This window comes from Neobacillus sp. DZ-9 (assembly GCF_059587065.1).
The window spans coordinates 117,683-131,246 of record NZ_JCAIOL010000011.1 but is presented as its reverse complement, the minus strand read 5'-3'; the positions used below and the strand labels follow the sequence as shown (position 1 = coordinate 131,246).

Annotated in this window: 12 protein-coding genes; all 12 read left to right on the top strand. The window is 32.3% G+C overall.

From position 1 onward, the window contains the following. Positions 1–226 precede the first annotated feature (226 nt). The gene (locus AC59HZ_RS25395; RefSeq protein ID WP_496548540.1) at positions 227–841 is read left to right on the top strand and encodes a sugar transferase; all 615 of its coding nucleotides are present in this window, start codon (positions 227–229) and stop codon (positions 839–841) included. A 2-nt stretch (positions 842–843) separates the two neighbouring features. Next, entirely contained in the window at positions 844–1,764 is a 921-nt protein-coding gene (locus AC59HZ_RS25390) for a glycosyltransferase (RefSeq protein ID WP_496548539.1), read from the top strand. Positions 1,765–1,816: 52 nt separating this feature from the next. Beyond that, positions 1,817–3,127 carry a glycosyltransferase family protein gene (locus tag AC59HZ_RS25385; RefSeq protein ID WP_496548538.1) on the top strand — a complete coding sequence of 437 codons (1,311 nt, stop codon included), beginning with the start codon at positions 1,817–1,819 and terminating at the stop codon, positions 3,125–3,127. Further along, complete coding sequence (locus AC59HZ_RS25380) at positions 3,114–3,914, top strand: hypothetical protein (RefSeq protein WP_496548537.1); 801 nt, start codon at positions 3,114–3,116, stop codon at positions 3,912–3,914. The genes AC59HZ_RS25385 and AC59HZ_RS25380 overlap by 14 nt, the downstream gene beginning before the upstream one ends. Positions 3,915–4,027: 113 nt before the next feature. Continuing rightward, positions 4,028–5,257, top strand: coding sequence for a glycosyltransferase (locus AC59HZ_RS25375; protein WP_496548536.1), 1,230 nt, complete (start codon positions 4,028–4,030; stop codon positions 5,255–5,257). Positions 5,258–5,474: 217 nt separating this feature from the next. Next, entirely contained in the window at positions 5,475–6,521 is a 1,047-nt protein-coding gene (locus AC59HZ_RS25370; protein ID WP_496548535.1) for an acyltransferase family protein, read from the top strand. Between the two features lie 19 nt (positions 6,522–6,540). Continuing rightward, a complete protein-coding gene (locus AC59HZ_RS25365) occupies positions 6,541–7,776 on the top strand; it encodes a hypothetical protein (RefSeq protein ID WP_496548534.1) in 1,236 nt (411 codons plus the stop codon). A 320-nt stretch (positions 7,777–8,096) separates the two neighbouring features. Beyond that, positions 8,097–9,041 (top strand): glycosyltransferase, encoded by a 945-nt coding sequence (locus AC59HZ_RS25360; RefSeq protein WP_496548604.1) that lies wholly within the window; start codon positions 8,097–8,099, stop codon positions 9,039–9,041. 23 nt (positions 9,042–9,064) lie between these two features. Then, positions 9,065–10,102: a polysaccharide biosynthesis protein gene (locus AC59HZ_RS25355; protein WP_496548533.1), complete on the top strand. Its 1,038-nt coding sequence runs from the start codon at positions 9,065–9,067 to the stop codon at positions 10,100–10,102. 15 nt (positions 10,103–10,117) lie between these two features. Beyond that, positions 10,118–11,227: a capsular polysaccharide biosynthesis protein CapF gene (locus AC59HZ_RS25350; protein ID WP_496548532.1), complete on the top strand. Its 1,110-nt coding sequence runs from the start codon at positions 10,118–10,120 to the stop codon at positions 11,225–11,227. A 3-nt stretch (positions 11,228–11,230) separates the two neighbouring features. After that, on the top strand, positions 11,231–12,358 hold the full coding sequence (gene wecB / locus AC59HZ_RS25345; RefSeq protein WP_496548531.1) for a non-hydrolyzing UDP-N-acetylglucosamine 2-epimerase: 1,128 nt from the start codon (positions 11,231–11,233) through the stop codon (positions 12,356–12,358). Between the two features lie 32 nt (positions 12,359–12,390). After that, on the top strand, positions 12,391–13,557 hold the full coding sequence (locus tag AC59HZ_RS25340; RefSeq protein ID WP_496548530.1) for a nucleotide sugar dehydrogenase: 1,167 nt from the start codon (positions 12,391–12,393) through the stop codon (positions 13,555–13,557). Positions 13,558–13,564: the final 7 nt, after the last annotated feature.

The window sequence follows — 13,564 nt, the reverse complement described above, 5'->3', positions numbered from 1 at the left end:
GATTAGGATTGCATTAATGCTCAATAAAAATTTTTAAAAAATCGATGAACGTAAAAGAACGGAAAATTCAATAAATTTTTGTTTGGTTGATTTAGTAGAGATTACGACGCTCGGAATTATAATAGGTGGTATTTTAGTGGATTAGTAGTTGGTTGGATTGGTGAATTCCAAAGCTTCCAAATAAGTTCTAATCTACTAAAAAATATTTATAAGGAGAGTTTTAGGGATGTATTTGAGGATTAAGAGATTAATCGATATCTTTCTTTCTGTAATTGGGCTGATTTCGCTATCCCCTATTTTTTTGATTCTATTCATTGCTATCAAACTGGATTCAAGAGGTCCAATGTTGTTTAAACAAAAGCGTGTTGGTATTAACAAGAATCATTTTTATATTTTAAAGTTTCGTACAATGCAAATAGATACACCAAGTGATACTCCAACTCATTTATTAGCTACCCCAGATAAATATATTACTAGAGTAGGTAGGTTCCTTAGAAAAACTTCACTTGATGAACTACCTCAAATTTGGAATATCTTTGTTGGGCATATGAGTATCATCGGGCCTAGACCAGCACTTTGGAATCAATATGATTTGATTGCTGAACGGGATAAATACGGTGCTAACGGTGTACCACCAGGTCTTACCGGTTGGGCACAGATTAATGGTAGGGATGAGCTCCCTATTGAAGTTAAAGCTAAATTGGACGGGGAGTATGTTAAAAAGATCAGCTTTTGGTTCGATGTTAAGTGTTTTTTTGGAACTATTATTAGTGTACTAAAAAGCGATGGGGTTGTTGAGGGTAGTAATGGAGTGTCGCAGAAAGATCAGGGGACTACTTGAGAATGAAGAAAGAAAATAAAAGCATACATGAAATGAATCTATATCAAAATAAAGGAATTATAGATATGCAAACTGTTGAAGAAAGTGATAAATACAAATTTAGTGTTCTTATGGCTGTATACAATAAGGAAACACCAGCATTTTTAGATATTGCACTTGATAGTATTCTTTGCCGACAGACGTTATCTCCAAATGAATTTGTCTTAATATGTGATGGACCATTAACAAAGGATTTGGATAATGTAATAGGAAGCTACGAGAATCAATTTCCAGATATTGTTAAAGTATATAGACTAGAAAAGAATGGTGGATTAGGAAATGCTTTAGCGTTTGGATTGTCTAAATGTACTAATTCACTGGTAGCACGTGCAGATAGTGATGATGTGTGTGTTTCGACTCGTTTTGAAAAGCAGATAAAATTTCTAAAAAGACACCCAAATGTAGAAATCTTAGGTTCATTTATTGATGAATTTGATTCTGATTATAATATTCCAGTAAATAAAAAAGTGCTTCCAACTACTCATAGTGATATTTGCAAAATGGCTACATTTAGGAATCCAATAAATCATATGACAGTTATCTTTAGGAAAGAAAACATTTTAAATTGCGGTTCATATCAGCATCTCCCGTATCTTGAGGATTATTTTTTGTGGGTTAGAGCAATTAAAAACGGGGCTATTTTGGGAAATCTAGATGAATATCTTGTCCATGCCCGTATAGGTAATGGAATGGTCCTGCGACGGAGCAATAAAAAGTATATTGAAAGTTGGCAGTTTTTGAGTCGGTATATGCTAAAGCATAATATGTTATCTATTTGGAAGTATATTCGAAATATGATATCAATTAGAGTGTTTGTCTATATGCCAACTGCAGTAAAAGAACTGATTTATAAGAGAATTTTAAGAAACAAAAAAGCGAGATAAAAAAATGGATCTAAATCTAAATTAATAAGAAGTTGATTGAAGGTGAATAAAAATGAAACCCAAAGTATTAATTGTTGGCACAGTTCCGTACAATAAAAAATCGACTTCAAGAGCATTTGAGTCTTATTTCTGTAATTGGGAAAAAGGGAACTTGGCACAAGTATTTTCTAATACTAAAAAGCCGGCAAAGGGTCACTGTGCTACGCTTTTTCAAATCACAGATCAAAGACTTGTAAGAAAAAGATTTAAACGTTCTATAGAAACTGGTGTGATTTTTTATGATAAAGAATTACCTAATGAGTGGACCGACAATTCTCTTGAAGTAAATAGTTCAATGTTTTCCAAGTTATACGGTTTAGGAAGTAAAAAAAGACCAATTGTATATCTGATAAGGAAATTTGTTTGGGATAGAAAGTATTGGTGTACAGAAAATTTTAACAATTGGCTAGACCAATTTAATCCTGACTGTGTTTTTCTTAGTTTTTCAGATGACTTTTTTATATCGGAGATTGCCCTGTATGTTGCTAAACGTTTTAATATACCTATTGTATCGTCAATCGGTGATGATTATTTTTTTAATACCAAATTTTCCTTATCGCCATTTTATTATATATATAAAACACAATATAGAAAACACATCAGTAAAGTCTTAAATCATCAAGGAAGTGCAATTTATATCGGTGATAAGATAAGGGATAAGTATAATCAATACTTCGTTCTGGATGGAAAAACCGTTTACCTTACATCCTCTATTCGTCGGAGAGAATTCAAAGAGATTGATGTTGGAAATCCAACTATATCCTACTTTGGAAATATCCGTCTCGGTAGAAATCACTCTTTAAATGATATAGGACTTGCACTGGGGCAAATCAACCCTAATTATATCCTAGATATATATTCAAATGAAACTGACAGCAGTTATTATAAAATATTTTATAACAACAAGAATATAAGATATCATGGCTCCATTCCATATTCAGAGGTACAGAGCAGGACTTTGCAGAGTGATATTGTGGTAGTTGTAGAGGGCTTCAAAAAGCGTGATGTTGACATTACAAGATATTCTCTTTCTACTAAGGTTGCTGATTCTTTGGCATCAGGTGCAAATATTTTAGGTTATGGGTCAATCGAGTGTGGTGCTATCGAATATTTGCAAAGTACACACAGTGCAGCAGTATGTGTTAATCAAGAAGATTTGGTTAATTGTATAAAGGGGTTAATTGAAAATACTTCTTTCCAAAGAAGTAACTATGATAATGCTGTGAGTGTAACTCAGCAAAATCATAATTTAGAGCGAAGTTCATCTATATTTGAAAGTGTTGTTAATATGGTTATTGAAAGGATGGGAGATGAAAATGCTTAAAGAAAAGCTGACTTTATTGATCCATTCATGCGACAAATTCTCAGATTTATGGGATGTACATGTGCACCTCCTTAATAAACACTGGGGAGATCGAAATATAGATACACTTTTGGTAACTGATAAAGAAACGACTAAAACCTATAACGGAATAACGGTGCTTTCTACCGGAAATGGAAAAGAACTATCCGAACGAACTGCAGCTGCTCTTCCGTCAATCGATACGGAGTTTGTTTTGATTACTCTCGACGATTATTTCCTTACAAAAAAGATCTCGACAGAAAAAATCGAGTATTTAGTTTCAGCAATGGAAAAAGAGGATCTCGATTATATTCGAATATTTTCGGTGCCCAAAGCAAAAGAAAGGATGCAGGGATACAAATCACTTTATAAAGTTGACTTAAACGGTAATTATAAGGTAAATCTCTATCCTGGTTTGTGGCGTAAATCATTTATCGAAAAGACCATCAAAAAATCACTAAATTCATGGGAGTATGAGGTTTCGCTCACTAAAATCGCTAGAGATGTAGGCGCGGCTTGTGCTATGAGCAAGGGAAAGGAGTTCGAAATTCTGGACGTTGTACGTAAAGGCAAGCTTTTGCACAAGGCAAATAGGTATTTAAAGAAGCATAATTTATACGATGGCCCAAGACAGCTTATATCCCACAGACAAGAAATTAAGCTTAATCTAATGTTTTATGGGAAAGAAATTCTTCCGAGTGGCTTTATTAAATTTATTAAACGAATTTTAATTAAAAGGGGCCATCAATTTTATAGTGATATCGAATGAGCATAATGAATTTGCCAGTGGAATCTTTATCATAATGACTGATAGCTAAATATTTTTTAAGGCATAACACGTAAATTTTATAAAATTTTTTTTACAAAAGGACGCTTATTTAAATGAGAATATTACAGATTAATTGCGTATATGGAATAGGGAGTACAGGGAAGATAGTTCGTGATATTGCTATGATTTTAGAAGAACGGGGTGATGAAGCCTATATTGCGTATGGCGTCGGAAAATCTAGTAATCATAAAATATACGCGATGGAAAGTCTCATTACACAAAAATATAATGCTGCAAAATCAAGAATATTAGGTAAACATGGGTTTTATAATTATTTTACAACGTCTAAGCTTATTAAGTGGATTGATAAAGTGAAGCCAGATATAATTCATCTTCACAATCTTCATGGCAATTACATTAATGTTGAAACCCTATTTAAATATATAAAAAAGTGCAATATTCCTGTGGTTTGGACTCTTCATGACTGCTGGAGTTTTACTGGACATTGTGCCTATTTTGATTATGCTAATTGTAATAAATGGAAAACTGGATGTGGTGATTGTCCACAAAAGAGAGAATATCCAATTTCATTATTTTTAGATCGCTCAGCAAGATCTTATAAAGATAAAAAAGAATTGTTTACAAATGTAAACAATTTAACTATTGTTACACCGTCACAATGGCTTGCAGATCTCGTTAAACAATCATACTTGAGTGAATATTCTGTAAAGGTAATTCATAATGGAATTGATTTATCTATTTATAAACCAACACAAAACGATTTTAGAGTGAAGTATGGACTTAATGGAAAATTTATTATTTTGGGTGTAGCTATTGGATGGGGAAAACGGAAAGGCTTAGATGTGTTTATTGAACTTGCGAAAAGACTTGATGACAGATTTAAAATTGTTTTAGTTGGCACTAATGACTCTGTTGATAAACTGTTGCCAGATAATATTATCGCTATTCAAAAAACTTACGATCAGCAAGAACTTGCAGGTATTTACACAGCAGCAGATGTGTTTGTCAATCCCACAAGAGAAGAAGTTCTTGGCATGGTAAACATAGAAGCTAACGCTTGTGGAACACCTGTAATTACATTTAATTCTGGTGGAAGTCCCGAATGCATTGATGAAACAAGTGGAATTGTAGTTGATAGGGAAGATATTGACGAAATGCAAAATGCAATAATGTCGCTTTATGAAAACCCTATGCCCGAAGAGAACTGTATACAACGTGCATCAATTTTTAGTAAAGAAGATAGGTTTAATGAATACATTATGCTTTATCAAGATGTTTTAAAAAAAGACTATCAAAATTCAATGGTTTACAAAAGTAAATAATAGTTGTCTAGATTGTCAATTTGTCAGATGAGCTGTGCAATATTTTTTTAATATTACTAGTGTTTTTACTAAAACTATTCATTTGGAACTAAAACGAGTTTAATAATATTTTAGGTACATTAATATATATGTGAGATTAACTTATTAAACTGCGTAGCCGAAGCGAAAATCAATAAAAAGTTATTAAACTTTAATGATGTAATAGGAGGCTTTTTTTGTGCTAGAAACAGCGGATTCTCGGAATAAAACAATTGATGTTGTTCGCGGATTGGCTATTATCATGGTGATGATGGGACATATCATATCAACTAAAAGTGTCGAATTTGAAGAATCAATTTTATACAATATCATATGGTCTTTGCAAATGCCGTTATTTATGCTTATAAGTGGTTATGTTACTAAATACTCTAGACCAATAACTAATGGCAAGAGTTTTTTCTATCACCTTAAGAAGAAGAGTTTAGCATACCTTCTCCCTTGGATAGTTTGGACTGCGTTCGTGAGAGGACTTTTTATAAATGGAGATAGTATTGCAGACCTAATTTCATACATTAGATGGATTTCCACAAATATGGATTCTGGATATTGGTTTCTATTTTCTTTGTGGTCAATATGGTTAATATTTGGAACATCAAATTTTATTGCAGGTAAATTATCCTCAAGAAGTCATATTAGGGTGATACTAACAGTATTAATATCTGTTCTGTTTTCGGTAATTTTGTTGACCATAGGTTTTCTTTTTGGCATGAATACCTTGGGTATTAAATTAACATTATACTATTTACCGTTTTATTATATTGGCTTTCTGTTTGGATTTTTTGAAAAACAAGTATCAGAACAACATTGGTTTAATAAGACAAAGCATATTATTTATCTACCCATAATAATGATATATTCATATATTATTTTAAATACCAATTTATATTTTGCTGCTGATAATATTATTAACATAATCGTAAGGATAACCGCATCTCTATTGGGATGTGCAATAGTATTTTATGCTATATCCATCACTGTTGCTCAGTACGATGGCAGAATAAAAAAATATCTTATATTCGTTGGACAGCATTCACTAGAGTTATATATTCTTCATTACTATTTTCTGGAACTTGTAAATGTTGTATCGAAACCAAAATTTCTAACATTGGATGGGTTAATCTTTTGCATATTTATTTTTATTCTAATCATATTTTCATGTATAATTCTTATCCATATTATTTCTGTTAATAAATGGAGTAAGTTGCTCTTGTTCGGCAAAAAATAATGAAAGAGGATTATCATAAATGATGTTAACTTCAAAAAAACAGAAATTTGATTTACACATGATGCATGAAAATCCAAGAAATTATATTCTATTTTTCTTTTTAGCGCTATTTGCCATAGATTTTAAACTCATGGGAGTCTATTTATTATATTGTGGATTTTTTATTTTACTAATTCGAAATGTTCAATCAAGGATTAGGATAAATAATGATGTCTGGATATTATATATATTTGCAATGACGTATTTTGGTTTTTCAGCATTGAATTCCTCATTGAGCATTGGTGCTAGCTTAATTGGTTTTGGTAGTATTATTGCATTCTTTTGGGGCATCAATATGTATAATAAAATAGGTTTGAATTCAATAAAAAAAGTTTTATATATATTAACAGCATTTATGGCAATTCACGGTTTATTGAATTTTTTATATAATATACAGCTTTTTGGGTTTAATAATAGTATAAGTTTAAATCGATCATATGATTTTTGGTCTGGTACTATATCTTCGTCAACGGGTCAAGCAACTAAATTTACTATGTTAATATGTATAGTATTTTACGTAATATTTTTAGAGCGAAATCTAAAGATGCGGTTGTTTTTTGGTGCATTGTATTTTTTTGCGTTATTTTACAATCTTCAACTTGGTGGGCGTTCGTTTATTATGCTGTCCCTATTGGCAATAGGGGTTAGTATAGTAATAATTATTTTATTTTCAGGAAGATTAAGTAAAAGTTTATTTATCTTAGTAAGAACTTTGGTTTTTGTTGGTTTAATTAGCTTATTAGCTTTAATTATTTATCAAAACAATATAGGTGGAATTCAAGAAACTCTGAAATCTAGTTATCTATACCACCGATTCTTTTCAGAATCGGGACAAAACTTAACTGAAGATTCACGCTTGGAAAGGAAATTACAATACATTAAGTTGCTTTTTGTTTATCCATGGGGTGGACAAAAAATTAGTATAGGGAACGGTGTTGGCTATTCTCATGAATTGTGGCTGGACATTTTCGATACCGCGGGAATCATTCCCTATATATGCATATTGTTGTATACGATAAGAGCTTGTGTGAGATGTTTTGCTTTGTTGATGAGGAAGTCTGTGGACATAAGTTATAAATTATTGTTTGGTGCATTTTATTTTGTTATGTTGGCTCAATTTCTGATTGAGCCAATCATGGCTGGAAGTCCTAAGTTGCTTTTAGCGTTTTGTATAATTGATGGTATGTTGGCTGCATATTTATCTAAAACAGATTAACATTAAAACCTTTATAAACAGCAAACATTACTTGTATATTTGTTTTGCCTTGTTAAAAAGTTGAGAGTAATTTTATGTAATAAATAATGAAAGAAAGAATATTAGAAGATTGGTCAGTATTTCACTCATGAATAACGAATGTCACGTAAAAAAAGATTCTATTTCGGTTACTTAAGGCAGAAGTGAAATTTAATATTACTCTCTACATCTCTGGAAATGAAGTCCTATCGCTTTATTGAAACGAATCAGAACGGCCCCTAACTAAGGGCCAATAGTCTGGTGACGATTGAGATATGATAATAAAGCTTTAGAAAAAATATATAATAATAAACTATGAAATTGGGGGAGCCAAAATGTACGCACCTGTAGTGATTTTTGCCTACAACAGGCGAAACCACTTAGAAAAATTAATTACGTCTCTGCTGAAAAATCCGGAGTTCGTATTATCTGATGTTTTTGTCTTTGTAGACGGTCCCAAGATTGAGAATGATTCCAAAGTTGAAGCGGTTAAAGAGTACACTAAAGAATTGAAATTAAGTGGGAAGATACCTAATTTAACACTTGTGATTAGAGATAAAAATATAGGTCTTGCTCAGTCAATTATTACAGGAGTAACTGAAGTAATAAAAAAATATCAAAAAGTAATTGTTGTTGAGGATGATGTAGTAACAACTCCGGATTTCTTAAATTATATGAATGGTGCTCTCGAATTTTTTGAAAAGAATAAAACTATATGGTCTGTGGGTGGATATACGTTTTTGAAAAATATTAAAGAGAGGTATGGTAAAGACGTTTTTAAGAACCAAAGAAGTAGTAGTTATGCATGGGGAACATGGGTTAATAGATGGGAAAGTATCGATTGGGAAGTATTGGATTATAATTCGTTGAAGTGGAACTTAAAGAAGAGAAAATCATTTAATAATTGGGGTAATGATAAGTCGTTAATGCTTGATAAACAAATGAAGCATAAAATTAACTCTTGGGCAATTCGATTTGATTACAATATGTGGAAAAATGAAATGTACAATATATTGCCAGCAAGAAGTCGTGTAAATAATATTGGACATGACGGAAGCGGAACACATTCTTGGAAACCGTCAATGTCGGATCCATTTTGGGTGGATATTGATGATGAATATATAGAAACAAAATTTGATAATGTTGAGATAAATCCAAGTATTCAAGTTGAGTATGAAGATGTATTCCATATAGGTTACATCAAAAGAGTCTATAATTTTGTTAAGACAAATATTTTATCAAAATAAACGTATGTAGGAGGATATTTAATATGTTCAAACAAAAAACGTTATTGATTACAGGTGGGACAGGAAGTTTTGGAAATGCCGTACTTGATCGTTTTCTAGATACTGAGATTGGAGAAATTCGTATTTTTTCTCGTGATGAAAAAAAACAGGATGATATGCGAAAACTATATAAAAATAATAAAATAAAGTTTTATTTAGGTGATGTTAGAGACTTACAATCAATAAAGAACGCTATGCATGGGGTAGATTATATATTTCATGGAGCAGCACTAAAACAGGTACCATCTTGTGAGTTTTTTCCTTTAGAAGCAGTAAAAACAAATGTATTAGGAACAGATAATGTTTTAACAGCAGCAATTGAGGCGAGGGTAAAGAAAGTTATTTGCTTATCAACCGACAAAGCTGCTTATCCTATTAATTCGATGGGGATTTCAAAGGCCATGATGGAAAAGGTATTAGTAGCCAAATCAAAAACTGTTGATCCGGAAAGGACACTGATCTGTGGAACTAGATATGGGAATGTAATGGCTTCACGTGGTTCTGTAATCCCATTATTTATTGAACAGATAAAAAAGGGACAACCGTTAACAGTTACTGATCCTTCTATGACAAGATTTTTAATGAGTTTAGAAGAGGCAGTGGAGCTAGTTGTTTTTGCTTTCCAAAATGCTGAAGCAGGAGATATTATGGTTCAAAAAGCTCCGGCTAGTACTATTGGCGATCTTGCTAAAGCTATAAAAGAACTATTTAATGCAGATAATGAAATTAATATTATTGGAACTAGACATGGGGAAAAACGATTTGAAACTCTCCTAACTAGAGAAGAATATGTAGTAGCAGAAGATTTAGGTGGATTTTATAGGGTTCCTGCTGATAAAAGGGATTTGAACTATGATAAGTATTTTGCGGAAGGAAATGAAAAGCTAACTACTATAGATGAATACAATTCGGATAATACCCAAATCCTTAATGTGCAACAAATAAAAGAAAAACTACTAGAATTAGACTACGTACAAAATGAATTAATAGAAATGAACAAAAAAATTCACGTCATGAACTAAAGGATGGATTAGACGATGAACATTCTTGTAACAGGGGCAAAGGGTTTTTTAGGGAAAAACCTTATTGCCGAGCTTAGGAATAAGGGTTTTAATAATATTTTTGAATATACTAGAGAAAGTGACCCTGCATTACTTGATTTGTATTCAAAGGATTGTGACTTTGTATTCCATTTAGCTGGAGTAAATAGACCAAAAGATGAAATGGAATTTACGGAGGGCAATATAGAACTCACGTCGCACTTACTAGAATTGCTAAAAAAACATGAAAATAAAGCGCCTGTGCTTATTACTTCCTCCATCCAAGCAGAAAAAGATAATCCTTATGGTAGAAGTAAAAAAGCAGGGGAAGATTTATTATTTCACTATTATAAAGAAACAGACGCTAAAGTTTATGTATATAGACTCCCTAACCTATTCGGTAAATGGAGCAAACCGAACTACAATACAGTAGTGGCAACATTTTGTCATAATATTGCAAGAGATTTTGATATCCAGGTAAACAATCCTGAAGCGGAGCTTAACCTTTGTTATATAGATGATGTATTAGATGAATTTTTAAGAGTATTAGACGGTCAGCCCACTATTGAAGGCAATTACTGTGTTGTACCTGTCACCCATTCGATTTCTCTTGGAACTTTAGCTGAAATTATACAAAGTTTCAAAGAAAGTCGGACCAATTTAAGTGTTCCTAATATGAGAGATCCATTAACTAAAAAACTTTATAGCACGTATTTAAGCTTTTTACCTCAGGATAAGTTTTCTTATGATCTTAAAATGAATTGCGACCAAAGAGGATCATTTACAGAATTTATAAGGACCCATGAAAGAGGACAAGTTTCAATAAATGTTTCAAAACCAGGAATCACGAAAGGTAACCACTGGCACCATACTAAAAATGAAAAGTTCTTGGTTGTGAGTGGAGAAGGTTTAATTCGATTTAGAAAATTAGATTCGTATGAAATTATTGAGTATCAAGTAAGTGGAGAAAAACTACAGGTTGTGGATATCCCTACTGGATATACTCATTCAATTGTAAATATAGGAGAAACAGACCTGGTTACGGTAATGTGGGCCAATGAACCTTTTGATCAAGAAAAGCCGGATACTTACTTCGTGGAGGTATAAACAATGAAGAAATTAAAAGTAATGACAGTCGTGGGTACGAGGCCGGAAATTATAAGGCTATCAGCTGTTATTAATAAATTGGAAAAATCAAATGCAATTGAACATACGCTTGTCCATACAGGACAAAATTATGATTATGAATTAAATGAGGTATTTTTTAAAGATTTTAATCTTAAGAAACCTGATTATTTTCTAAATGCAGCTACAGGTACAGCAGTTGAAACGATAGGAAATATACTAGTAAAAATTGATCCTATTTTGGATGCGATACAACCTGATGCATACTTGGTATTAGGGGATACAAATAGTTGTTTATCTTCTATCGCAGCTAAAAGAAGGCATATTCCGATTTTTCATATGGAAGCAGGAAATAGGTGCTTTGATCAAAGGGTACCAGAAGAAACAAATAGAAAAATTGTTGACCATACAGCCGATGTAAATTTAACTTACAGTGATATTGCTAGAGAATACCTATTAAGAGAAGGGTTCCCTTCCGATAGGATTATAAAATCCGGAAGCCCTATGTTTGAAGTGCTTAATTCTAGAAAAGATGAGATTGAGAAATCAGACATTTTAAAGAGACTAGAACTAAAAGAGGGTAAATATTTTGTTGTGTCAGCTCACAGAGAAGAAAATATTAACTCAGAAACCAATTTTATGGATTTAGTCGAAAGTTTAAATGCGATAGCAGAAAAATATAATATGCCTGTTATTATAAGTACGCACCCGAGAACTAGAAATATGATTACTGCTAAAGGGATACAGTTCAATTCATTAGTGAAAACCTTGAAGCCACTAGGGTTTAATGATTATATAAAACTTCAACTAAAAGCCAAGGCAGTCCTAAGTGATAGTGGAACAATTAGTGAAGAGTCTTCTATACTAAATTTTAAAGCACTTAATATTAGACAAGCTCATGAAAGACCAGAGGCAATGGAAGAATCATCAGTTATGATGGTAGGTTTAACAAGGGAAAGAATCTTGCAAGGTTTAGAAATCCTAGAAACACAAAATATTGATACCCTAAGGCTTGTCAATGATTATAGTATGCCTAATGTGTCGGAAAAAGTCCTTAGGATAATCTTATCATATACAGATTATGTCAATAGAGTTGTTTGGGGTAAAATGTAATTTCTTTGAGATAAAGGAAGATGGACAATAAAATGAAAATTACAATTGCAGGAACAGGTTATGTCGGATTATCTAATGCAATATTATTAGCCCAACATAATGAAGTTATAGCTTTTGACATTATACAAGAAAAAGTAGATATGATAAATAATAAAAGGTCTCCCATTATTGATAATGAGATTGAAGAATATTTAGCAACCAAGGAGCTAAATATAACTGCAACAACTGATAACTATAAAGCTTTTAAAGATGCTGAGTATGTCATAATTTCCACACCAACGAATTATGACCCAGAAAAGAACTACTTTAATACTAGAACAGTTGAAGCTGTTATTGCAAATGTATTATCTATTAATCCAGAAGCAGTAATGGTAATTAAATCGACCGTTCCGGTGGGATACACAGAGAAAATAAAAGAGAAGTTTGAGACAGATACAATTATTTTCTCTCCGGAATTTCTAAGAGAAGGCAAGGCTCTATATGATAACTTATATCCATCACGTATAATCATTGGTGAACAGTCTGAAAGAGCTGAGGTATTCGCTGAATTGCTAGTTCAAGGAGCTATTAAAGAAGATATACCTGTTTTATATACAAACTCAACTGAAGCAGAAGCTATTAAACTATTTGCAAACACATACCTAGCGATGAGGGTCGCTTTTTTTAATGAACTAGATTCTTATGCAGAAGTTAGAGGTTTAGATACAAAACAAATCATCGAAGGTGTGGGGCTAGATCCACGAATAGGGAATCATTATAATAATCCTTCATTCGGTTATGGTGGCTATTGCCTTCCCAAAGATACTAAGCAGTTACTAGCTAATTATGCGGATGTACCCAATAATATAATGAAGGCAATTGTCGATGCAAATAGAACGAGGAAAGATCACATTACCGATATGATTATAAAAACAAAACCAAAGGTTGTAGGTATATATAGACTTACTATGAAAATGGACTCAGATAATTTTAGACAATCAGCTATTCAAGGTATTATGAAGCGTATAAAAGCTAAGGGCATTGAAGTTGTTGTATATGAGCCCGCACTTCATGAGATGAAGTTCTTTAATTCTAGAGTAATCAATGATTTTGAAGAATTTAAGAAAGTATCAGATGTCATTGTTGCGAATCGTTTGACTGATGATTTACGTGAGGTATGGGATAAGGTGTATACAAGGGATATTTTTAGTAGAGATTAATTCGCTT

Bases quoted from the DNA above. Each gene is read 5' to 3' on its own strand.
- AC59HZ_RS25350 (WP_496548532.1), top strand. From the start codon at position 10,118: ATGAACATTCTTGTAACAGGGGCAAAGGGTTTTTTAGGGAAAAACCTT.
- AC59HZ_RS25365 (WP_496548534.1), top strand. From the start codon at position 6,541: ATGATGTTAACTTCAAAAAAACAGAAATTTGATTTACACATGATGCAT.
- AC59HZ_RS25355 (WP_496548533.1), top strand. From the start codon at position 9,065: ATGTTCAAACAAAAAACGTTATTGATTACAGGTGGGACAGGAAGTTTT.
- AC59HZ_RS25380 (WP_496548537.1), top strand. From the start codon at position 3,114: ATGAAAATGCTTAAAGAAAAGCTGACTTTATTGATCCATTCATGCGAC.
- AC59HZ_RS25390 (WP_496548539.1), top strand. From the start codon at position 844: ATGAAGAAAGAAAATAAAAGCATACATGAAATGAATCTATATCAAAAT.
- AC59HZ_RS25340 (WP_496548530.1), top strand. From the start codon at position 12,391: ATGAAAATTACAATTGCAGGAACAGGTTATGTCGGATTATCTAATGCA.
- AC59HZ_RS25375 (WP_496548536.1), top strand. From the start codon at position 4,028: ATGAGAATATTACAGATTAATTGCGTATATGGAATAGGGAGTACAGGG.
- AC59HZ_RS25395 (WP_496548540.1), top strand. From the start codon at position 227: ATGTATTTGAGGATTAAGAGATTAATCGATATCTTTCTTTCTGTAATT.
- wecB (WP_496548531.1), top strand. From the start codon at position 11,231: ATGAAGAAATTAAAAGTAATGACAGTCGTGGGTACGAGGCCGGAAATT.
- AC59HZ_RS25385 (WP_496548538.1), top strand. From the start codon at position 1,817: ATGAAACCCAAAGTATTAATTGTTGGCACAGTTCCGTACAATAAAAAA.